This window comes from Sphingorhabdus sp. EL138 (genome assembly GCF_945862485.1).
Lineage (GTDB): Bacteria > Pseudomonadota > Alphaproteobacteria > Sphingomonadales > Sphingomonadaceae > Sphingorhabdus_B.
Genome location: NZ_CAMAYF010000002.1, coordinates 53,014 through 73,137, shown reverse-complemented (window position 1 = coordinate 73,137; position 20,124 = coordinate 53,014). Strand labels below are relative to the sequence as shown.

23 protein-coding genes are annotated in these 20,124 nt (G+C 55.0%); 8 read left to right on the top strand and 15 right to left on the bottom strand.

What is annotated here, in order from left to right; all coding sequences use genetic code 11:
• Nucleotides 1-62 precede the first annotated feature (62 nt).
• Together Q0O33_RS01530 and Q0O33_RS01525 are read left to right on the top strand one after the other, a co-directional pair.
• Nucleotides 63-1,205 (top strand): bifunctional 2-C-methyl-D-erythritol 4-phosphate cytidylyltransferase/2-C-methyl-D-erythritol 2,4-cyclodiphosphate synthase, encoded by a 1,143-nt coding sequence (locus Q0O33_RS01530; RefSeq protein WP_295495134.1) that lies wholly within the window; start codon nt 63-65, stop codon nt 1,203-1,205.
• A gap of 2 nt (nt 1,206-1,207) precedes the next feature.
• Nucleotides 1,208-1,720, top strand: a complete 513-nt coding sequence (locus Q0O33_RS01525) for a CinA family protein (RefSeq protein ID WP_295495132.1) — start codon at nt 1,208-1,210, stop codon at nt 1,718-1,720.
• Here the strand turns inward: Q0O33_RS01525 and Q0O33_RS01520 are convergent.
• Complete coding sequence (locus tag Q0O33_RS01520) at nt 1,684-2,142, bottom strand: type II toxin-antitoxin system RatA family toxin (protein WP_295495131.1); 459 nt, start codon at nt 2,140-2,142, stop codon at nt 1,684-1,686. The two genes, Q0O33_RS01525 and Q0O33_RS01520, sit on opposite strands and share 37 nt — an antisense overlap.
• A 15-nt stretch (nt 2,143-2,157) precedes the next feature.
• Nucleotides 2,158-3,084, bottom strand: coding sequence for a lipoyl synthase (gene lipA / locus Q0O33_RS01515; protein ID WP_295495127.1), 927 nt, complete (start codon nt 3,082-3,084; stop codon nt 2,158-2,160).
• 81 nt (nt 3,085-3,165) lie between these two features.
• On the opposite strand from lipA, the gene Q0O33_RS01510 reads away from it, so the two are divergent.
• The 4 genes from Q0O33_RS01510 to Q0O33_RS01495 are packed head-to-tail and all read left to right on the top strand — an operon-like array spanning nt 3,166 to nt 5,684.
• Nucleotides 3,166-4,119 carry a sodium-dependent bicarbonate transport family permease gene (locus tag Q0O33_RS01510; protein ID WP_295495124.1) on the top strand — a complete coding sequence of 318 codons (954 nt, stop codon included), beginning with the start codon at nt 3,166-3,168 and terminating at the stop codon, nt 4,117-4,119.
• A gap of 4 nt (nt 4,120-4,123) precedes the next feature.
• Nucleotides 4,124-4,435, top strand: a complete 312-nt coding sequence (locus tag Q0O33_RS01505) for a transcriptional regulator (protein ID WP_295495122.1) — start codon at nt 4,124-4,126, stop codon at nt 4,433-4,435.
• Nucleotides 4,435-5,058 (top strand): carbonic anhydrase, encoded by a 624-nt coding sequence (locus tag Q0O33_RS01500; RefSeq protein WP_295495120.1) that lies wholly within the window; start codon nt 4,435-4,437, stop codon nt 5,056-5,058. The genes Q0O33_RS01505 and Q0O33_RS01500 overlap by 1 nt, the downstream gene beginning before the upstream one ends.
• Complete coding sequence (locus Q0O33_RS01495) at nt 5,055-5,684, top strand: pyridoxamine 5'-phosphate oxidase family protein (protein WP_295495117.1); 630 nt, start codon at nt 5,055-5,057, stop codon at nt 5,682-5,684. Before Q0O33_RS01500 ends, Q0O33_RS01495 begins: the two co-directional genes overlap by 4 nt.
• Before the next feature lie 68 nt (nt 5,685-5,752).
• Here Q0O33_RS01495 and ettA read toward each other — a convergent pair whose 3' ends face one another.
• On the bottom strand, nt 5,753-7,432 hold the full coding sequence (gene ettA / locus Q0O33_RS01490; RefSeq protein ID WP_295495114.1) for an energy-dependent translational throttle protein EttA: 1,680 nt from the start codon (nt 7,430-7,432) through the stop codon (nt 5,753-5,755).
• 113 nt (nt 7,433-7,545) lie between these two features.
• Here ettA and Q0O33_RS01485 point away from each other — a divergent pair, with 113 nt between their 5' ends.
• Both Q0O33_RS01485 and Q0O33_RS01480 read left to right on the top strand, forming a co-directional pair.
• Nucleotides 7,546-8,943, top strand: a complete 1,398-nt coding sequence (locus Q0O33_RS01485; RefSeq protein WP_295495111.1) for a M28 family peptidase — start codon at nt 7,546-7,548, stop codon at nt 8,941-8,943.
• A complete protein-coding gene (locus tag Q0O33_RS01480; protein WP_295495108.1) occupies nt 8,940-9,170 on the top strand; it encodes a hypothetical protein in 231 nt (76 codons plus the stop codon). The genes Q0O33_RS01485 and Q0O33_RS01480 overlap by 4 nt, the downstream gene beginning before the upstream one ends.
• A gap of 42 nt (nt 9,171-9,212) precedes the next feature.
• Here Q0O33_RS01480 and Q0O33_RS01475 read toward each other — a convergent pair whose 3' ends face one another.
• The 12 genes from Q0O33_RS01475 to gspD are packed head-to-tail and all read right to left on the bottom strand — an operon-like array spanning nt 9,213 to nt 20,124.
• Nucleotides 9,213-9,947: an A24 family peptidase gene (locus Q0O33_RS01475; protein WP_295495105.1), complete on the bottom strand. Its 735-nt coding sequence runs from the start codon at nt 9,945-9,947 to the stop codon at nt 9,213-9,215.
• A gap of 38 nt (nt 9,948-9,985) precedes the next feature.
• Complete coding sequence (gspN, locus tag Q0O33_RS01470; RefSeq protein WP_295495102.1) at nt 9,986-10,681, bottom strand: type II secretion system protein N; 696 nt, start codon at nt 10,679-10,681, stop codon at nt 9,986-9,988.
• Entirely contained in the window at nt 10,678-11,154 is a 477-nt protein-coding gene (gspM, locus tag Q0O33_RS01465) for a type II secretion system protein GspM (protein WP_295495099.1), read from the bottom strand. The genes gspN and gspM overlap by 4 nt, the downstream gene beginning before the upstream one ends.
• Nucleotides 11,154-12,239: a type II secretion system protein GspL gene (gspL, locus tag Q0O33_RS01460; protein ID WP_295495096.1), complete on the bottom strand. Its 1,086-nt coding sequence runs from the start codon at nt 12,237-12,239 to the stop codon at nt 11,154-11,156. Before gspL ends, gspM begins: the two co-directional genes overlap by 1 nt.
• Entirely contained in the window at nt 12,236-13,222 is a 987-nt protein-coding gene (gene gspK, locus Q0O33_RS01455; protein WP_295495093.1) for a type II secretion system minor pseudopilin GspK, read from the bottom strand. Before gspK ends, gspL begins: the two co-directional genes overlap by 4 nt.
• On the bottom strand, nt 13,219-13,863 hold the full coding sequence (gspJ, locus tag Q0O33_RS01450) for a type II secretion system minor pseudopilin GspJ (protein ID WP_295495090.1): 645 nt from the start codon (nt 13,861-13,863) through the stop codon (nt 13,219-13,221). The genes gspK and gspJ overlap by 4 nt, the downstream gene beginning before the upstream one ends.
• A complete protein-coding gene (gene gspI / locus Q0O33_RS01445; RefSeq protein ID WP_295495087.1) occupies nt 13,860-14,243 on the bottom strand; it encodes a type II secretion system minor pseudopilin GspI in 384 nt (127 codons plus the stop codon). The genes gspJ and gspI overlap by 4 nt, the downstream gene beginning before the upstream one ends.
• On the bottom strand, nt 14,233-14,727 hold the full coding sequence (locus tag Q0O33_RS01440) for a GspH/FimT family pseudopilin (protein WP_295495084.1): 495 nt from the start codon (nt 14,725-14,727) through the stop codon (nt 14,233-14,235). Before Q0O33_RS01440 ends, gspI begins: the two co-directional genes overlap by 11 nt.
• The gene (gspG, locus tag Q0O33_RS01435) at nt 14,699-15,172 is read right to left on the bottom strand and encodes a type II secretion system major pseudopilin GspG (RefSeq protein ID WP_295495081.1); all 474 of its coding nucleotides are present in this window, start codon (nt 15,170-15,172) and stop codon (nt 14,699-14,701) included. Before gspG ends, Q0O33_RS01440 begins: the two co-directional genes overlap by 29 nt.
• 2 nt (nt 15,173-15,174) lie before the next feature.
• A complete protein-coding gene (gspF, locus tag Q0O33_RS01430; protein ID WP_295495078.1) occupies nt 15,175-16,392 on the bottom strand; it encodes a type II secretion system inner membrane protein GspF in 1,218 nt (405 codons plus the stop codon).
• Complete coding sequence (gene gspE / locus Q0O33_RS01425; RefSeq protein WP_295495075.1) at nt 16,385-17,941, bottom strand: type II secretion system ATPase GspE; 1,557 nt, start codon at nt 17,939-17,941, stop codon at nt 16,385-16,387. The genes gspF and gspE overlap by 8 nt, the downstream gene beginning before the upstream one ends.
• On the bottom strand, nt 17,941-20,124 hold the full coding sequence (gene gspD, locus Q0O33_RS01420; RefSeq protein ID WP_295495329.1) for a type II secretion system secretin GspD: 2,184 nt from the start codon (nt 20,122-20,124) through the stop codon (nt 17,941-17,943). Before gspD ends, gspE begins: the two co-directional genes overlap by 1 nt.

Sequence of the window (20,124 nt, the reverse complement as noted above, 5' to 3'; positions counted from 1 at the left end):
TTAGGCAGGCCGATACCCGCTTTCAGCTTGGCGGGCAAGTCTGCTGTCGCTAGAGCGCGCAAATGGCATCTCGACCAACCACCGTTGCGCTTATCGTCGCCGCAGGCTCAGGCAGCCGCGCGGGCGGTGCGCAACCCAAGCAGTTTCGCCATATCCGCGGCAAACCGATGTTATGGCACAGCTATGCTGCATTGGCGGCGCACCCTGCTATCGACAAAGTCTATGTCGCAATTGGTGCTGACCAAGAAGCTGAGGCTATGGCGGCGCTTGCCGGTCTTAAAGAACCGATTCTCTTACAAGGCGGCGTAACGCGTCGCGAAAGCGTCTATTTGGGGTTACAGGCGATTGCCACTGCTCAAACGGTTGATCAGGTATTGATCCATGACGCCGCGCGGCCTTTCCTGTCATCCAAGGTCATTGATGATTTACTCGACGCATTGTCATTGGCACCCGGCGCGGCCCCTGCCCTTCCGGTTGTCGACAGCCTTTCACGCGGTACAGATATCCTGTCCGAAACTGTCGATCGCGAAAATCTATGGCGTATTCAAACACCGCAGGCTTTTGCCTTTCAGGACATTTACGCAGCCCACCAATCTTGGACGGGAGCAGAACCCACCGATGATGCTCGGATGCTAATGGGTCAGGGCGGCGACGTACGTATCGTGCCGGGCGCGGAAGCACTCAATAAATTTACCTTTTCAAGCGATTTTGCAGGAAACAACATGCCTTCATTTCGAAGCGGAAATGGTTTTGACGTCCACCGCTTGGTGTCCGGCGCCGAATTATGGTTATGCGGCGTGCAAATACCTCATGACAAAGGCCTTGATGGCCATAGCGATGCGGATGTTGCCATGCATGCGCTGACCGACGCCATATTGGGCGCAATTGCCAAAGGAGACATTGGCGATCATTTTCCACCAAGCGACCCGCAATGGCGCGGTGCATCTTCCGACCGCTTCCTTTCCCACGCCATGAAACTAGCGCGTGATGATGGCTTTGAACTATCAAATGCTGATGTCACCATAATCTGCGAGCAGCCAAAAGTCGGTCCCTATCGCGGAAGAATGCGCGAACGGCTGGCTGAAATAATGGCTGTTGATGTGGATAGGATATCCGTAAAGGCAACAACAACCGAAATGCTTGGTTTTACTGGGCGCGGTGAAGGCATCGCTGCGCAAGCTACTGTCACTTTTGAGAAAATCTGAATATGGACACCGTCTTACCTGCCGATATTGCTGAACTAGCCGCGCGCGTGGTTGCCGAGAACAAAGCCGCAGGGCGAACGATCGCAATCGCGGAAAGCTGCACTGGCGGCCTTGTATCCGCCGCGATTACCGAAGTTCCAGGTAGCAGCGCTGTCCTTGGTTATGGCTTTGTTACTTATAGTAATGACGCGAAGATTAAGCTTTTGTGCGTAAATGAAGACATTATCGACGCATTCGGCGCTGTATCCGTCGGTGTTGCATGGGCAATGGCGCAAGGCGCGCTGAAAAAAAGCGGGGCAGATATCGCCGTTGCAATTAGCGGCGTGGCTGGCCCAGACGGCGGCAGCGCTGCCAAGCCCGTTGGCACCGTGGTTTTTGCAGTCGCTGTCAAAGATCAAAACCCGGAAGAGGTTATGGGCGACCAGAAGTCCTTTGGCTCAGACAAAAGCCGCGCTGATATCCGCGCCTTTGCAACGCTTCATGCGTTGGAGTTGTTACTTCCGCCCGCACCATAAAGCGCGTCCGCACGATCAACAAACGCAGTTGTCATTTTGCGGAGAGCGGAATCAAAAAACTGACCAGCCAGCGCCTCAAACACGCGATTACGGAAAGAAAAATCGACTGTGAAATCAACGATTGAGCCGCCCCCGTCGACATCTTCAAACGTCCAGGCGTTGTGTAAGTGCTTCATCGGGCCATCTAGGTAATCGACAATGATCGATGACTTCGGGGTCTTCACCACGCGGCTGCTGAACGTTTCCCGCAGCGATTTGAACCCCACTATCATATCCGCGAGCATTTCGCGTTCTTCATCCTTCCGGATACGGATGGCGCCAACCCAAGGCAGGAATTCGGGGTAACGGCTGACGTCCGCCACCAAATCATACATTTGCTCTGCATTGTGCGGAAGGCTGCGGCGTTCGTGGTGGTGCGGCATATGTGAGTTGAAACCCTAACGCGCCTTGGCCAGTTGTGCCGCACGTGCGTCGCGCATCTTGGCGAAATCATCACCCGCATGATAACTGGACCGGGTCAGCGGACTTGCCGCAACCAGCAAAAAGCCCTTAGCGCGGGCGATGGCGGCATAAGCGTCAAATGCGCTTGGCGTGACAAAATCCATAACTTTGGCATGCTTTGGCGTTGGCTGCAGATATTGGCCCATAGTCAGAAAATCGATGTCAGCGCTGCGCATATCATCCATGACCTGATGCACTTCCATCCGTTCCTCACCCAGCCCAAGCATGACACCCGACTTTGTAAAGATCGACGGATCGTGGCGCTTCACCGTTTCCAGCAAGCGCAGCGACGCATAATAACGTGCGCCGGGACGGATGGTCGGATACAGACGCGGCACGGTTTCGAGATTGTGATTATACACATCGGGACGCGCGGTGACGATGGCTTCAATCGCCGCCTGCGCCTTGTTCCGAAAATCGGGCGTTAGGATTTCGATTGTGGTGTTAGGCGTATTACGTCGCAATGCCTCGATCACCTTTACAAATTGGCTGGCGCCACCGTCGGGCAGATCATCCCGGTCAACCGACGTAATAACGATATGCTCAAGGCCCATTTTCGCCGCCGCAATCGCCACATGCTCTGGCTCCAACGGGTCGACTGCGCGGGGCATACCGGTTTTCACGTTACAAAAGGCACATGCCCTTGTGCACACATCGCCCAAGATCATTACAGTAGCGTGCTTTTTGGTCCAGCATTCGCCGATATTGGGGCAAGCTGCTTCTTCACACACCGTGTTCAAATTAAGATCACGAATCAATCGGCGCGTTTCATTAAACCCGGCACCGGTCGGTGCTTTAACCCTGATCCAGTCAGGTTTGCGTTCCCTCACCGGGCGTTCGGGCATATTGATCGGAGCGTTCATAGTGCTCGAATAGACGCAGCGCGCTATCTTGCCAACTGCAACTTGCCTGCTATGGGTTGCAAAATCCGCAAAGGGGCAAAGATGATTGCTGATACCCTCACTTCGCCGGTGATACTGTTTTTTGTACTCGGTTTTGTTGCAGCTGCTTTAAAATCCGACCTTAATATTCCAGAGGCGTTCGCTAAGGCGATGTCCATCTACTTGATGGCAGCAATTGGTTTGAAAGGCGGCGTTGAGGTATCGAAGAGCGGAATAAACGCAGAAGTGATTGTTGCTGCAGCCGCGGGCCTTGCTCTAAGTTTCCTTTTGCCGGTTCTAGCATTCGCGTTGTTGCGTGGAATTGGCAAATTGTCGAAAGTCGACGCTGGCGCGGTTGCGGCGCATTATGGTTCGGTCAGCGTTGTCACATTTGTAACCGCAATAGAATTGCTTACGGGCGAAGGCTTAAGCCCGGCTGGATATATGGTCGCTGTTCTGGCACTGATGGAGACACCGGCCATTATCACCGGCCTTATGCTCGCGCGCCGGGGGGACACAACGTCTGGTGAAAGCAACGGAACGCCATGGCATGAGGTGCTCACCAATGCATCTGTGATGTTGCTGGTTGGCAGCTTCGTCATTGGCGCCATTGCCGGAAGCGACGGGTTCGCACCGGTAAAGCCGCTGTTTGATACCGGCTTCCGTGGTGTATTGTGCCTGTTCCTGCTGGATATGGGCCTGATTGCTGCACGCCGCCTGATGCAATCGCGTAAGGTGACGTTGCGCTTAGTGTTCCTTGCGATTTTGCTACCTTTGGTAAACGGCACCATCGGCACCATTGTTGGAACGGTCATTGGCCTCGACATCGCCTCAGCAGCGGCGCTGGGCATATTGGCTGCGAGTGCCTCCTACATCGCGGTGCCGGCGGCCATGCGGCTGGCCCTGCCCCAAGCAGACCCCGCTATTTATCTGAGCATGTCGCTCGGTGTTACATTCCCGTTCAACATCATCTTCGGCATCAGCATCTTCGCTGCACTTGCCCAAGCTTTAGGATGACCTCATGGTGCAAACCGTCCCCCGTAAACGTATTGAAATACTGGTCGATACACCGCTTGTCCCGCGCATTGTCGGTAAGTTGAAAGCCGTGGACATTTCAGGGTGGAGCCTCATCCATGTCGATTCTGGCGGTGGACGTGCGGGCGAATGGCAGCATGACGATGTCACTGGCGCCAGTGCCAAGACCCTTATTCTCGCAATCGCGTCAGATACAAAAACGGTACAGTTAATCGATGCGATTGCCCCTTTGCTAGATAGCTATGGTATGTTGTTAACCGTAGGCGATGTGCAAGTCGTCCGAGGGGAACGTTTCTAATGCCTGAGTTTGGTGTCCTAGTTGAAGGATATAGAAGGTTCAAATCGGATGCTTATGTCCGGCAAAAAGCGCGCTATGACGCGCTTGCGAGTGATGGACAGTCACCGCCCGTCATGATCATTTCCTGTTGCGATAGCCGGGTCGATCCCGCGACGGTGTTTGACACCACGCCGGGGCAAGTTTTTGCGCTGCGCAATGTGGCTAACCTCGTTCCGCCATATGAAACCGGCGGTGGATTGCACGGTGTTTCGGCGGCTATCGAATTTGGCGTATTGGGCCTTGAGGTTCGCCATATTCTTGTTCTGGGCCACGCCCAATGCGGTGGTATCAAAGCATCATTGGAGGGCGGTGATCTTGGCGAAGCAGGCTATAGCTTCATTGATAGCTGGGTAGATATTGTTCGCCCTGCCCGCGACAAGGTTCTTGCTTCCGCATCGCAGGACCCCCAACGCGACCTGGAGCTGGAGGCGATACGCGTCAGCCTAGCTAACCTGCGTAGTTTTCCCTTTATTGCGGCACGCGAACAATCGGGGCAGTTGAAGCTACACGGCGCTTATTTCGGTATATCAGACGGTAATCTTCACGTTTTGAACGATGAGAATGATAGTTTTGAAGTCCAATGAACTTACCCGATAGCTTCCCCGCTTATTATGATGATCTCGCGTTAAGTTTTGAAGAAGCATGGGGCGTGATCGCCGCCGGGGTAACCAATCGCAACAGCCCGTCTCACATGCCCGCAGTGGGCACCGTAGATGCAGGGGGCGTACCACAATTGCGGATCATGATATTGCGCGATGTATTGCGAGATGCGCGCACACTTAGGTTTCATACGGATTCACGCTCGATCAAGGTAGAACAACTGCGTCATAACTCCGCGACCAGCGTCTTGATCTATGACCCCGCGGCTAAAGTTCAAATACGGATGTCGGGCAAGACGCATTTTACGGCTACGAGCGAAATTGCCGACACGGCTTGGTCAACTTCAACTACATTTGCACGGCGCTGCTACATGGCCGAATCTGCACCGGGTGCGCCATGTGCTGAACCTTCGTCAGGCTTGCCTAATTGGATAGAGGGCAAGCAACCCGAGGAAGAGCAATTAGCCGATTATCGCCCTAATTTTGCGGTTCTACTGGTTAAAATTGAAACCATCGAATGGCTGTATCTTGCCAATGCAGGGCACAGACGTGCCCAGTGGCAATGGGACCCAGCGCAAAATGAATGGTCTGGTCGCTGGCTTATACCATAAGGCCGCGCATCCTCGTCACCTGAACTTGCGTTACAGTAGGTGACGAGGCGTGCGGCTTCATTCCAACATCAACGTGTCATCTTCTTATAGGTAGCTCGGTGTGGGCGCGTGGCTTCGTCGCCAAGGCGGGCAATCTTGTCTTCTTCGTAAGATTCAAAATTGCCTTCAAACCATTCCACGTGGCTGTCGCCTTCAAAAGCCAATATGTGCGTTGCCAAGCGGTCAAGGAAGAAGCGGTCATGGCTGATGACCACAGCGCAACCAGCGAAGCTTTCCAGAGCCTCTTCAAGCGCTGACAGCGTTTCCACGTCCAAATCATTGGTCGGTTCATCGAGCAGAAGGACATTGCCGCCCTCCTTCAACATTTTTGCCATGTGCACGCGGTTGCGTTCACCGCCAGACAGCAAACCAACCTTTTTCTGCTGGTCAGTGCCCTTGAAATTGAACGCCCCGACATAGGCGCGAGTTGGCGTTTCATGTTTGCCCAATTTCATAAAGTCTGCGCCGCCTGAAATTTCTTCCCACACATTTTTGTTGGGGTCCAAATCATCACGGCTTTGGTCGACGAAGCCGAGCTTTACTGTTTCGCCAATTTCTACTTCGCCGGAATCCGGCACTTCCTGACCCGTAATGAGACGGAAAAGTGTTGATTTACCAGCGCCGTTCGGCCCGATAACGCCGACAATACCGCCCTGGGGGATGGTGAAGGAGAGGTTTTCGAACAATAATTTGTCACCATAAGCCTTGGTGACATTCTTGACCTCGACAACCTTACTGCCAAGCCGCTCTGGTATTTGAATGACGATCTGTGCCTTACCTGGCGTACGGTTTTCTTGCGCCTCCACCAATTGGTCGAAAGATTTGATGCGCGCTTTGGATTTTGTCTGACGCGCCTTCGGGCTTTGCCGGATCCACTCCAGCTCGTCCTTTATCGCCTTCTGACGGCCAGCATCTTCCCGCGATTCCTGCTCGAGGCGCTTGCCCTTCTTCTCTAGATATGTCGAATAATTGCCTTCATAAACAAAATAGCGCCCACGATCGAGTTCCAGTATCCAGCTCACCACATTATCGAGGAAGTAGCGGTCGTGGGTTACAAGGATGACGTTGCCCTTATAATCGACCAAATGCTTTTCTAGCCACGCCACCGATTCCGCATCAAGGTGGTTGGTTGGTTCATCGAGCAACAAGATGTCCGGCTTTTCCAGCAACAGCCTTGTGAGCGCGATTCGACGCTTCTCACCGCCAGAAAGGCTAGTGACGGGGCTATCACCCGGCGGGCACCGCAGCGCGTCCATGGCCAATTCAAGCTGGCTATCGAGCGACCATCCATCAACGGCATCAATCTTTTCCTGAAGCGTGCCCATTTCTTCCATCAACGCGTCAAAGTCAGCGTCTTCAGGTGGATCGCCCATGATCATCGAAATTTCATTAAAGCGATCGACCAGATCCGCCACCGGACGTACGCCATCCATGACGTTTTCCCGCACCGTTTTGTTCGGGTCCAGCTCAGGCTCCTGAGCCAGATAACCCACGCGTATATGTTCTCCGGGCCATGCTTCGCCGGTAAATTCGGTATCCATGCCCGCCATGATTTTCATCAGGGTCGACTTACCGGTGCCGTTCGGACCCACGATGCCAATTTTTGCATCTGGATAGAATTGCAGATTTATATTGTTGAGAACCGGCTTGCTTGCGCCGGGGAAGGTTTTGGTCATTCCCTTCATTACGAAGCTATATTGCGCTGCCATGGGGATCAGTTCCTGTGTTGCATTACTTTGATTTGGCCGCTTCCCTAGCTATCCGCAGCTTTCCTCGCAAGGCGGGATTGCAAAACTGTGCGATGCCATTAAGCCTAAGCGACATGAAGATAAACATCGCCCTGTTCGCCGCAGCTTCAACGCTGTTCCTTAACCCTGCTGTAACTGTCGCCCTGCCCACGACCGCGAAAGCAACATCCGTAGCAGAATTGCGCGACAAAGCATTGCAATCTGATGACATTGCTTATGACATAGTCGAGGGCTTAACGACCGAGATTGGCCAACGACAGGCTGGGACAGAGGCAGAGGCGCGCGCGCGGATATGGTCGGTAAACAAGTTAAGGGCGCTGGGCTTCGAAAATGTTCGCGTTGAAGAATATCAGATGCCCACCTGGGTACGCGGCGCAGAAACCGCTGTAATCACCGCGCCATTTCCGCAGAAGTTGGCCGTCGCCGCATTGGGTAATAGCGGCAGTACAGGTGAAGTGGGCTTGGATGCGGAGATTGTCTATTTCCCGACCATTGATGACTTGCGCGCTGCGCCGGACGGCAGCCTTAAGGGCAAGATCGCCTTTGTGAGCCACAATATGAAGGCCACGCAAGACGGCAGCAGCTATGGCACATTTGGCCCTGCCCGCTTTGTCGGACCAAATGTTGCCGCCAAGAAGGGCGCCGCGGCTATCGTTATTCGCTCCGTTGGCACCGATTATCACCGTAATCCGCACACGGGGAACACCAATTTTGAACCTGGTGTCACGCCCATTCCGGCGGGTGCATTGTCCATTCCAGACGCTGAGAACCTTCAGCGCATGATCGCGCGCGGTAAGCCTGTGCGCATGAAATTGAAGCTTACTCCGCATAATATTGGCATGCAGACGTCAGGCAATGTGTTGGCAGAAGTGAAGGGTTCGGACCCAAGCTTACCGATCATCCTTATTGCATGCCATTTGGATAGCTGGGACCTTGGCACGGGCGCAATTGATGACGCGGTAGGTTGCGGCATCATCGGTGCCGCGGCCAAGCATTTGCAGTCCATGGGCCAGCCAAAGCGCACCGTGCGCTTACTTTGGGCCGGGGCGGAAGAAGTCGGTATCTGGGGTGGTCGCGATTATGGTGAAAAGCATGCGAACGAACCGCATGCTTTGGCCATGGAATCCGACTTTGGCGCAGGCAAAGTCTGGGCTGTGGATTTCCGACTGCCTGAAAGCGCAAATGCTGTGCGCGCACAAATCATTTCGGCGCTGGCTCCATTGGGCGTCGTTCCCCGCCGTGAACTGGCAGGCGGCGGCGCGGACATTGGCGCAATCATTGCTACACAAAAGCTTGGCATCGTGGATTTACAACAAGATGGCACGAAGTATTTCGACCTGCATCACACACCTGACGACACTTTGGACAAGATCGACAAGGCCGAACTGCGCCAAAACGTTGCCGCTTGGGTCGCAACCTTGGCCTATCTGGCCAATTATGAAGGCGAGCTGAAGCCGGAACCAGCGCAATGAAGAAAGCTGCCTCACTGATATCTGTGTTGGCCATGCTAGCGGCTTGTAATGATGCGCCAGCTAACCCCGATACTGGACAAGCTGAGAGCGATGTGTCTGCGGCCTCGCAACAGGATGAAGTGGCTAAACAAAAGTTGACTATTGAACAAGCCGCAGAAGAAGCTACGAAGTTGATTGAGGCGGACGCAAAGGCAGAAATCGAGGCTGCAATGCAGCCTGCAGAATGATCTAAAATCTAAGGGCTGGTTTTCCCTACACGCGCCAAAAAGCTAAGCCAGCAAAACAATCGCAAAGGCCGCCATTCCCATATATGCCCCGAACGGGAGCTGTTTGGGGCTGTTTCTGTACAGCGCAAAGGCGAGCGCAATACACATAAACCCAATTAGAGTTGCCAAGAGCAAAGTCATCGGCAATCCCTGCCAACCGAGCCAGAGACCAATGGCTCCGAACAATTTTGGGTCGCCCCCGCCCATGCCTTCTATGTGACGCAGCTTGCGAAAGGCCCGCCGGATCACTTCCAATGCAAGAAACCCGAAAACCCCGCCCAAAATGCGGTCAGGCCAGTTAACATCGGGTGTTAAAAATGGGCCAATGAATACCCCCGCCAATGCCAGCGTCAAAACCAGTCGATTCGGCAACCAAAGCTTCTGAAAATCAAGAATGATGAGCGGAAGTAATAGCCAACCGAACACCGCCGACGCCAGTGCCTGACAACCCGACAAGAATAAAACTGTAAACAAACCAATCGCGGCGGAAGCAAGTTCAATATAGAGCACACTTATGCCTATGGATTGCCCACAATGTCGGCATTTGCCGCGCAGCCATAGATAAGACATGAGGGGCACGAGGTCTTTTGCCCCAAGTTTCGTCTGGCAATGATCACAATGCGACCGACCGTCCGACACACGTTCGCCGCGTGGCCAGCGACTGCACAGGGCCGCAATAAAGCTCCCCCAGATAAGGCCAAATATCATGGCGAGCAGGATCAGATACCAAAAAGGCAAAGCGCTTAGCATATCGTCCAATGACAGTGGGAACGCGATCAGAACCCGCCCTTTAGGACTAAGCGGTAGCCACCATCTACGGGACGAAAGCCGGCGAGGCTCAACGCCGCCGCTTGGTCGCCTTGGTCGGCATTAAGCATAACGGTCATGGTGTAACTTCCATCTGCCAACAAGCGGATGTCCGCGCGCTCCATCGCGGATTGGCTGACCAATGGCAGTAATAAATGCGCGCCATCGCAGCGGGGTTGACCGAGCATACCATTCTGTAAGTTAAGGCCCGGTATAGTGTCGGACAAAGTCAACCGGACTTGCCCGCCAGCATTCATGCACTTACCATCGGCAAAACGCGCAGAAAAGCCTTCAAGCTGGATATTCTCCGCAGGAAACGGCGCGAACAGCGCCCCCACCGGCAAAGTTGCAGACAGATTGCTGACCGACACACCACTTATACCGCGGGATACAGACCCGTTTATTCCTGGCACAAATGGGGAGTTACCGCGCGACAGCAAAATCTCCGCCCGGCCCATAAACAGCGGCGAGAACAACAAACGTGCATTGACGTCGCCCACGGCTACTTTACCAAGGCGCAAGTCACGGATAGACCCGTCCCAAATGATACCATCAACCTTGCGTGCGGTTATCGCATCCCCAGCCACGATCGTTCGCAAGGGCATTAATAAAATAGCCGAAACAGCCAGAGCTACCAACGAAGTCACAACAAAGCGCCGCTTCATGGCGCGCTCATCTGCAACTGGGCATCCACCGTTACGGTGCTGTTTGCGCCGGGTCGTAATGCGACACTGCGCACAGCTACATTCTGGCCCTCAAGCTCGGTCAACCAAGCGAGCAATGCTGGGGCCCGTGCCTGAGCAATCTTGAAGCTGATTTGTCCTGGTGCACTATTGGCCGATTTGACGAGATCAAATCCTTTTTCCGCGGCACTTTGGGTAATCAACAGGTCAATATCCGCAGTTGCTGTCGAACGCGGCCTAGTTTCCTGCTTCTGGGCGGCATCCACCGTAGCGATTATCCGCCCACGCCTTTGAACTGCCTCGTCATGATCTATCCCTGCCTGTTCAATGGCAGAAACAATGGGAAGTAAAATGCCGAAAATCGACACCACAATTGCTGCCAGTGCGCCGGCGATGCCAACGAGACATTGCTCCCGTCGCGTCAGGGCAGCAAACCATAAGCGTATCGCCGCCATCATGGTATCCTCACTGTCATGTCGACCAAAGTCGCACCGGTTGTGTCTTGCCGCGCAGTTGCCGTAATACGGAACCCGTCCTGCTGAATGGTCACCAGAGCCTTGTTAATATTATCCGCCGTGGGTGCCGCCAGAACAACGGTCAATATGCCGTCCGGCGTATATCGCAATTCCCGTACGGATACATTCGGTGAAGCCTTGACACTGCGCCACAAGGCGGCGGACAGCGGCGCGAAGCTGCCGTGTGTTTTGCCCTGACGATTCAGCGACGCGGCCAGCATGCTTTCGGCCTGATCAATATCCTCGATAGCCGGATCAATCTTCTGTGCCGCAGCCAAGGCGGCGTTGTTTTCCGACGCGGTTGCAGTCCAATATTTCGCTAAGGTCGCAAGCGTAACCAGCATTGTCACAATGACGAGTGCGGCCAAAAGCCGTCGCACCCAGATATTTTGCTCTGGGGTTATCCAAACCGCCCGCTCACGTTTTGCGAAGTTGCCCTCACGCAAGTTCAACAACGGCGCGGCGCTGGCGGAAATCAGCATAGACCGAAGGGCGTCGGCATCAACATTTTCTATATGCGCGTCGCGTATCAATAGATCGCGCAGCACGGCGTCGTCAGGTATTGCAAATTGCGTGCCGCGCAGGACGGACAAGCCGTCCATTTCCGCCTTGGATATGCCATCCGAATGAACAGACAGTGACAATGCAAAGGGCAGGACGATGTCGGGGTTGAGACCGCGCGCGCTTAGCGCATCCAACCCAACCTGCATAACCTCTGACGCGATAGTTGCTGTAGCAACCACGTCGTCATAATCTGTACCAGCGCTGCAGTGCACAAGGCCAAGCGATTGTTCGGTTGCGCGCAGTTTCGCCACACTTTCGGCCTGACGCCCTTGCACATCGGGCAGCATGAACCACTGACACCGGACATCCTCCGGTGCAACAAGCGCCATCACAGTTAGATCGTCAACCATCGGTACGAAATTGGAGAGCGCACCTGCATCCTGCCAAACGCCCTCAATCACCCGAAAAACCGTCGGATCGTCCCGCTCAGATATCGGGAAACGCGTAATGACCAATGTCATTCCTCTTCCCCCCAACTGCGCCAGACAACACGCGCAGGCGCAGGTGACGCGACAATCATCGATTGTCCGGCAAGCTTGAGTTCGCCAAATGACACATTTGTGTTCAGAAGGAAGTAATTGCTCGTCAGTTTTACCTGCCCTTGAACTAGAGGAGACGGTTCCAGCGCGGCAATTTCCGGCGCCGCCCAGAATCGAATGAGGCTGCCATAGCCACTTGATGGCCGCTTGGCGAGATAGCTGCGTGCGGCGGTCAAATTCATCTTGCCGGGTGGGAATAGCATTGCCAGCAATGGTGCTTGTTCGGGTAGCAAGGTGTTGACGTTCAACGGCGATAAAACCGGATCGGGGAGCGCGCAGATCCAATCCTGCAACTTCGCATAGATAGCAGGAGTTACCCCCTTAACCGCGCGCAGCTCGCTTGGATGGGCATACGGCCTGTTCGCCACGAGATACGGCGTCGCCGCAGAACGATAGCCATCATCCTCGACGCCATTTGGTAAAGGCATAATGTCGCTGTCCGCCCAATCGGCTGCCGCCGCCACAATAACACGCGCGGTGTTTTCATTCGTGCCCAACACTACCAATAAAGACGTCATCTGGTCTTGGCCTGTCGCACTGGCCAAGTATCGACCTTCATTTTCGGTCACCAGACTGTTGAGATTGAAACAATTGCCAGCATCGCGCACGAAAGCGGTAGCAGACCCTATAGGAATGGGAATAGTTTGCGGCTTGCCTAGCCAATCCCCCGATAAGGTTGTTTGCGCGGCATCGCGTGCAACCAGGTCCTCAATACGCGCAGCGGCAATCGCCTCGGTCGCGTATGTAAACAGCCGTGCCTGCGCCAGCGCGTTTCCGTTGGCCGACAATTTGCTCGATAAACTCAACCGGTCAAGCGTCGTTGCAGCAATCACGGCCAGCACCGCCACCATAAGCAAGACCGACAGCAAGGCGGCGCCGCGTTCTGAAGGCTTTTGCCGCATCATTCCGCAACGTCCGTTTCAATGCTCGGAGGTGGAACGCGTGTTTGTGGTCCAACCAGGAAAAGCATACGTTGCTCGGTTTTGCCCGCCGAATTAACGTTTAAGGCAATGGCGCGCGGCAAAGCATCCGCATCAGTCGCAGTCCAATCATCGCGCCAAACACCGGTATCATCACGAAATTCGACCGTTGCAGACGTTACATCCTCCAACAGGACAGCGGCATCTATGGGGGATGTTCCGTCGAGCATGGGCCAACTTAATCGCTTGAGCATGCCGCCCTCCAACACATAAGCGACGCGTTGTAGCCCTGCCCTTGGTGTTGTGTCAAAGTTGGACCACCCTGCCCGGACAAAGCCAAATAGCGCACCGGGAACGCTTGCCTCTCCTTGGGTGAAGGCAGGAATAGGCTGGCCGGATTGATCTCGCACGGGCCGCGCGATCACCTGCGCTAGGTCACCTTCAAGGCTATTGGCCACGCGATGCGACAATGCCATTTCTTCAAGACGCTTCTTTACGGCGATTTGGGTATCGCTGCTGGAACGCAGCAACATGACACCGGCCACCGAAATCAGCGCAAAAATCGCAAGCGCCACGAGCAGTTCGATAAGGGTAAACCCTGCCTCCGAATCTCGTAATTTGGTCATTGCTCAACAGGCCTTGCAATCGTCAGCCGCGCCGTGCGCAATGCAGCGTTGCCGGCTCCGACAACATTGATCTCGACTGTCACCAAACGGCTGTCATCAGTGGAACGCGTTGTGGCCGTCCATTTCCAATTTTGGCCGCCGTTTAATTCTTCGCCGCGCGTTTCGCCGAGAGTTGGCGGCGTGGGGTTGGATAATATATCCACCGCCACGTTGCGGGCTACTTGCCACGCCATATTGCTATCGCCCAAATTTGATGTCGAGCGTACCGAATATCCTTGCAAGCGCACCATAGCCAATGCCGCGAGGCTGAAAATGGCCAGCGCAACCATGATTTCCAAAAGCGTGAAGCCATTGCGCGGTAATGAGGACTTAACGGACAACGCGAATGTCCCCGGTTGCTGCGAGCTTTAGCGTGACGGTTTCATTGTCATGTTTGATCTCGATACTGGCCGCGCTCGATGGCAGACCAGTGCTATCAAAGGCTATCCGCATCTGACGGGCGCCGGACATCTGAACTCTTGTGCCACTTTTCCACTCGGTTGTTGAAAATGGGGCTTCGGACATCGGCACCCAGCTCCCATCATTGCGTGTTTCAAAGCCATAACCCGACGGACGCACAGTGACGGCCATGGTACGCGATTGCAATATGGCGTTATCGCGCAAGGCGGCCACGCGGGCGGCAAATTGCTCTGCTTCATCATGCACACCGCGCTCGGACGAGCGAACGGTCATGACAACGGCCGTGCTCGCAATACCGATGATGAACAATACGACCATCAGCTCCACTAAGCTGAAGCCGCGCGCATTATCCGGAACGATTTTACGGAAGGACGGCCTAGTCGCCGTAAATGTCGGCATTTTCATTCTCACCGCCAGGCGCACCATCGGCACCCAGCGAATAGATGTCAAAGGCGCCGCTCTTTCCAGGCAGGCTATACTGATATGGTCGGTTCCAAGGGTCCGTCGGCAGTTTCTTGATATAGCCTTCACTCCGCCCTCCGGTCGTCGGCGGCGTGACCAACGCCTGCAAACCAGCACCTGCATCAGGGTAGGTCAAATTATCAAGGCGATAGGTTTCCATCGCTTGACCCAAAACGGCGATATCTGCCCGTGCCTTTTGCACCATGGCCTTGTCCTGATTGGGGAGCACGTTGATGGCCACTATCGTTGTCAACAGCGCCAAAATGAACAAAGTCACCATCATTTCAACTAGGGTGAAACCATTGCGTTCGACTTTCACCGCCTTTCGCCGGAACCTGGCGGGTGCACGACGGGTATCAGTCAGAAGATTAAATAATAGGCGGCGCATGTCTACAGTCCCGTAAGGTTTTGAAGTTGAAGGATAGGCAGCAATATTGCCAATATGATGACAGCGACCACGCCGCCCATGGCGACAATGATCAAGGGTTCAAGCAACGACAAAGCGGTGCTGGTAAAGGTATCAAATTCGCGTTCCAAATATTCTGCGGCACGTTCCAGCATGATATCCAACTGCCCTGCGCTCTCGCCACTGGCCGCCAAATACACGAGCAAGGGCGGGAAAACGCCGCTGGCGCGCATTGCGCCGGAAAGGCTGCCCCCGCTACGCACGGATTCCACAATTCCGTCATTGGCCGCAGATAACACTTTATTGCGAATGGTGCCGCCTGTCAGGCGTAAGCCTTCCAACAAGGGCAAGCGGCTTGCAACCATTGTGGCAAGTGTCCGCGCCATGCGCGCGGCATGCAGGTTGCGCAAAAGCTTTCCAAGCACCGGAATGCGCAGGATATTGCGGTCGACCGCCAGACGAAAAGCGGGTTGCTTCAACGCTTGCGCAAAGACGATTGCACCAAGCACAAAGACAATGATCAGCACCCAATAATAGCTCGCCAAAAATGCCGAAATGCCAATCACCACCCGCGTGATCAAAGGCAGTTGTTGATCCACATTGTCGAATTGTTCGACCACGCGCGGCACGACAGACACCATCAACCCCATCACCACCAGCATCGCGACGAGCGACAAAATTGCCGGATAAGCAAGCGCGCCAATCAACTTACCGCGCATCTCCGCTTGCCGTTCGAGCAACACAGCAAGCCGTTCGGTGATCAGCGGCAATGTACCAGCGCCCTCACCTGCCGCGATCATTGCGCGATACAAGGGTGGAAAGCTGTGGCTTTCGCGTCGCATAGCGTCGGACAAGCGCTGGCCTTCTACCACGCCCGTGTGAACACCGATCAATATTTGACGTACATGGGGTTGTTCGCTTTGCCGGCTAATTGTTCGTAGCGCCTCTTCCAAGGGCGATACTTGCGCCAATGAGGACAATTGCCGCGTGAACAACGTTAGCTGCTTTGCGTTCAACCGTGGCTGCCGTTTCAGCGGCAGACTAGCAAAGGCCGACGCACGCACTTCGGCAGGCGCAACATGAACAATATAAAGTTTTTTTGCCACTAAGGCTTCGCGCGCCAGATCATCATTGGCGGCGGATATCCGTCCGTGCCGCTCGCGCCCGTCAGGATCAATAGCGTGATAGGCAAATTCAGGCATCAACAATGTCTTCACGGCGGGAAATGCGGATAGCCTCCTCTGGGGTTGTGTCCCCGCTACGCACCAATTTGCGCGCGGCGGCACTCAAATTGGGTTGGTTCACAAAAGCATGTCGCGCCAATATGGCTTCATCACCGCCGTCATTGATTAACCGGCGGATGGTGTCGTCTACACGAACGGCCTCAAACACACCGATGCGGCCCAAAAAGCCAGTGTTGTTGCATTCAGGGCAACCGACTGCTTTGTAAACAGCCGTGCCCTTATCAAAACCAAGCAAGGATGCTGCGTTGCCATCTGCCTGAACCGTCTGGCGGCAATGCGGACACAGGCGGCGCACAAGCCGCTGCGCGATGACGGCACGCAGGGTCGAGGCCAGCAGGAAGGGCTCCACCTTCATATCGCGCATACGCGTGATGGCACCCAGCGCATCATTTGTGTGCACCGTTGTCAGTACCAAATGGCCGGTAAGCGCCGCTTGCACGGCAATATCGGCGGTTTCACGGTCGCGGATTTCGCCGACCATGACGACGTCAGGATCCTGCCGCAAAATCGCCCGCAGACCAGCGGCAAAGGTCATACCGACTTTCGCATTCACCTGCGTCTGGCCAATGCCTTCAACGGCATACTCCACCGGGTCTTCGACCGTCAAAATGTTGCGGGAACCGTCATTGAGCCGCTTCAGGCCAGCATATAACGTGGTAGTCTTCCCCGATCCGGTGGGGCCCGTAACCAAGATGATACCATTGGGTTCAGCCAATGCCTTGCGCAAGATTTTTAGGGTCTCGTCGGACATGCCCAGCAAATCGAGCGAAATCCCGGCATTTTCATTATCCAAGATACGCATGACGACGCGCTCGCCAGCGCGACTGGGTAAGGTCGACACACGCACATCAACCATCTTTCCGCCAAGCGTCAGCCCAATACGACCGTCTTGCGGAATGCGGCGTTCGGCAATGTCCAAACGTGCCATGACCTTGATGCGGCTGACGACCACAGGCGCAACATTGGCGGGGAGCCGAAGCCGTTCCTGCAACACGCCATCGGCGCGCATGCGTATCACAAGGCCCGTTTCATACGGCTCGATATGAATATCCGAAACACCTTGCCGTACAGCCTCTGCAATGACGCCGTTAATCAGCCGAATAACCGGGGCGTCATCTGCGCTGTCGAGCAAATCATCGACACTTGGTAACATATCGGACAGAAGATCGCCGTCGTTAGGGCCGATCGAACCAGCCATGGCCGCTGCGCTTCCGTCCATGGCATAATGGTCGGACAGATACCGGTCAAAGGTCTGGTTATCGACTATTTCAACATCGAATGGCATGGCCAAATAGCGCCGCACTTCGAGCAGCATGACCGGATCTGCACCTTCGCGCATCGCGACGATTAAACGGTCATTGCTCTCATGACGCAAAACCAAGCCATACGCCTTGGCAAAGGCATAAGGTAGGTCCAGCAACGGCGTGACTTGGGCAACAGTAACGGGCGCGCTGGGTTCGGCGCCAGTCGCGCCCTGTCGTTCCAACGTTCCTTGCGAACCTGTCATTATTGCCCATCCCCAATATTAGCCGATATGGCGCTCGCAGGCACATCTGAGGGTTTAAGCGGCCCATCTGCTGCCGGCCGCATCAGATTGCCGTCTGCGCCGATCATAATGTCGCTTGCCCGCGCATTTGGGTCCGTTGGCGGGGTGGCGCCCATATAGTCGCGCAGCAACTCATCGATGCTCGGCTCCATATCCGGATTACGCAGCCGTTGCATGTCGCGCACATAATCATAACGGCGCCCGGTCAATCGATCACCATCTTGCCGGCTCCGCAAGATTGTAGGCCGAATGAACACCATTAGGTTGGTTTTGCTGCGGCTGCGGCTGCGCGACTTAAACAGCTCCCCAATAAGGGGAATGTCGCTGAGCAATGGAATACGCTCAATCGTGCGGCGCTCGTCATCGTTAAGCAGCCCGCCTATCGCCAACAATTGGCCGTCGCCGACAGTCAATGTCGTCTCGAATTCGCGTTTGTTGAGGACAAGGTCGTTAGAGCGCGAAGATACAGGTCCAGCAACGCTGGACACTTCTTGCTTGAGGAACAGCTTCACATCGCCTTGCGCATTGACCTGTGGCGTGACCTCAAGCTTGATGCCGACTTCCTGCCGCTGCACGGTGCGGAATGCATTTTCGAAGTTGGCGGACAATTGTTCGCCCGTGCTGACTGGCACTTCCTGACCGACCAGGAACTTCGCCTTTTGATTGTTCAACGTCACAATATGCGGCGTCGCCAAAAGGTTGGATTCCGTATCCGCTGCAATTGCGTTGATGATTGTGCCAAAAATCGCATTTTTACCGATATCTAGCGCAAAGCCGCCAAAACCGCCCGTTGCGTTCAAAATAGATGCTGCAGCGGCTTGCTGCAAACCATCGCCCAATGCACTGTTAGTAGCGGTGGTGGTGGTATTGCCATTAATAGTCGTCGTTGTCCGCGTCAGCTCCTCAGCTCCAACGGCCCCTGCTATGGTCAGGATGTTGGGCGTAGCATTCGTGTAATTGGTTGCCGCAAATGGGGCATCCTTGCCGCCTACAAGGAATTGAACGCCAAGCTTTTTGGCAGCCTCATTGCCGATTTCCACCACAATGGCTTCCACCAGAACCTGTTCAGGCCGTGTGTCCAATTGCCGGATCAATTCGCCCAAGCTTCGCTGCACGTCCGGATTGGCAGCGACGATGAGGGCATTTGTACCTTCATAACGCGTCACAACAATAGGCCCGCGTCCGCCAATGCTGTTTGTGCCACCGCCCGTGGATGTCGCAACGATTGGTGCGGATGAAGCAGCTGGCGCTCCGCCATTTGCAGGTGCAGCCACGGACGGCATGTCGCTGCCCCGCGCACCACCGCTTTGTCCGCCAATCAGTGACTGGACCGTTTCTAGCAAAGTTTCGGCGTTCGCATGCTCAAGCCGGTACACCCGAATTTCCGACCCTGATTGCGCACGGGCATCTAATTGCTTCGCCATCTCGGCAAAGCGAGCAACGGATGTCGGGTCGCCGCGCAACGCTATTGCGTTACTGCTGTCGATAGCCGCGATGGAGACAGACGTGCGCGCGCCTTCGCCGCCGCCTTGGCCAGCCAATCCTTGCAATGCCGTCGCAATTTCGCGTGCGCCTGCATTGTCTAACGTCACAATCTGGGTGGCCGCACTGTCGCGGTCAATTTGGCGGATAAGATCGCGGATCCGACGGATATTGTCGGCATAATCCGCCACCACAAGGCTATTTGCGCTGCGGTTCGCCGTTAGCGAGCCTTCCCGGCTGATTAATGGACGCAACGTTTCTACGGCTGTGGCCGCGTCAATCGACCGCAAGCGGAACACTTCGGTTACAAACTGGCTGGCAGACTCGGCCCGGCTGCCTACGCGCGTTGGCTGCGTTGCGGCGCCATCGGACGGCTGAATGCGATATCCCCCCCCGCGCATGGGAATGGCGACAAGGCCATTTGCACGCAAAGTCGACAAAAACACTTCGAAATATTCCGAACGCGACAATGGACGGTCGGTCACAACCGAAACCTTACCCGTAACGCGGCCATCGACGATGAACGTTTGCCCAGTGACGCGCGCGGCGTCTTGCACAAAAGCGCGGATGTCGGCGTCGCGGACATTCAATGTCTGCTGCGCGGCCACTGGCGTGGTAAAAATAAGCGTGCTGCACGCCAACCATAAGGAGAATTTACGGAT

Excerpts from the sequence above, each read along its gene's own strand:
- Q0O33_RS01530 (WP_295495134.1), top strand. The coding sequence starts at position 63 with ATGGCATCTCGACCAACCACCGTTGCGCTTATCGTCGCCGCAGGCTCA.
- gspL (WP_295495096.1), bottom strand. The coding sequence starts at position 12,239 with ATGACATTGGTCATTACGCGTTTCCCGATATCTGAGCGGGACGATCCG.
- Q0O33_RS01520 (WP_295495131.1), bottom strand. The coding sequence starts at position 2,142 with ATGCCGCACCACCACGAACGCCGCAGCCTTCCGCACAATGCAGAGCAA.
- Q0O33_RS01510 (WP_295495124.1), top strand. The coding sequence starts at position 3,166 with ATGATTGCTGATACCCTCACTTCGCCGGTGATACTGTTTTTTGTACTC.
- Q0O33_RS01440 (WP_295495084.1), bottom strand. The coding sequence starts at position 14,727 with ATGAAAATGCCGACATTTACGGCGACTAGGCCGTCCTTCCGTAAAATC.
- Q0O33_RS01505 (WP_295495122.1), top strand. The coding sequence starts at position 4,124 with ATGGTGCAAACCGTCCCCCGTAAACGTATTGAAATACTGGTCGATACA.
- ettA (WP_295495114.1), bottom strand. The coding sequence starts at position 7,432 with ATGGCAGCGCAATATAGCTTCGTAATGAAGGGAATGACCAAAACCTTC.
- gspG (WP_295495081.1), bottom strand. The coding sequence starts at position 15,172 with ATGCGCCGCCTATTATTTAATCTTCTGACTGATACCCGTCGTGCACCC.
- gspM (WP_295495099.1), bottom strand. The coding sequence starts at position 11,154 with ATGGCGGCGATACGCTTATGGTTTGCTGCCCTGACGCGACGGGAGCAA.
- Q0O33_RS01495 (WP_295495117.1), top strand. The coding sequence starts at position 5,055 with ATGAACTTACCCGATAGCTTCCCCGCTTATTATGATGATCTCGCGTTA.
- gspJ (WP_295495090.1), bottom strand. The coding sequence starts at position 13,863 with ATGACCAAATTACGAGATTCGGAGGCAGGGTTTACCCTTATCGAACTG.
- gspK (WP_295495093.1), bottom strand. The coding sequence starts at position 13,222 with ATGATGCGGCAAAAGCCTTCAGAACGCGGCGCCGCCTTGCTGTCGGTC.
- Q0O33_RS01485 (WP_295495111.1), top strand. The coding sequence starts at position 7,546 with ATGAAGATAAACATCGCCCTGTTCGCCGCAGCTTCAACGCTGTTCCTT.
- gspN (WP_295495102.1), bottom strand. The coding sequence starts at position 10,681 with ATGAAGCGGCGCTTTGTTGTGACTTCGTTGGTAGCTCTGGCTGTTTCG.
- Q0O33_RS01500 (WP_295495120.1), top strand. The coding sequence starts at position 4,435 with ATGCCTGAGTTTGGTGTCCTAGTTGAAGGATATAGAAGGTTCAAATCG.
- gspE (WP_295495075.1), bottom strand. The coding sequence starts at position 17,941 with ATGACAGGTTCGCAAGGAACGTTGGAACGACAGGGCGCGACTGGCGCC.
- lipA (WP_295495127.1), bottom strand. The coding sequence starts at position 3,084 with ATGAACGCTCCGATCAATATGCCCGAACGCCCGGTGAGGGAACGCAAA.
- Q0O33_RS01480 (WP_295495108.1), top strand. The coding sequence starts at position 8,940 with ATGAAGAAAGCTGCCTCACTGATATCTGTGTTGGCCATGCTAGCGGCT.
- Q0O33_RS01525 (WP_295495132.1), top strand. The coding sequence starts at position 1,208 with ATGGACACCGTCTTACCTGCCGATATTGCTGAACTAGCCGCGCGCGTG.
- gspF (WP_295495078.1), bottom strand. The coding sequence starts at position 16,392 with ATGCCTGAATTTGCCTATCACGCTATTGATCCTGACGGGCGCGAGCGG.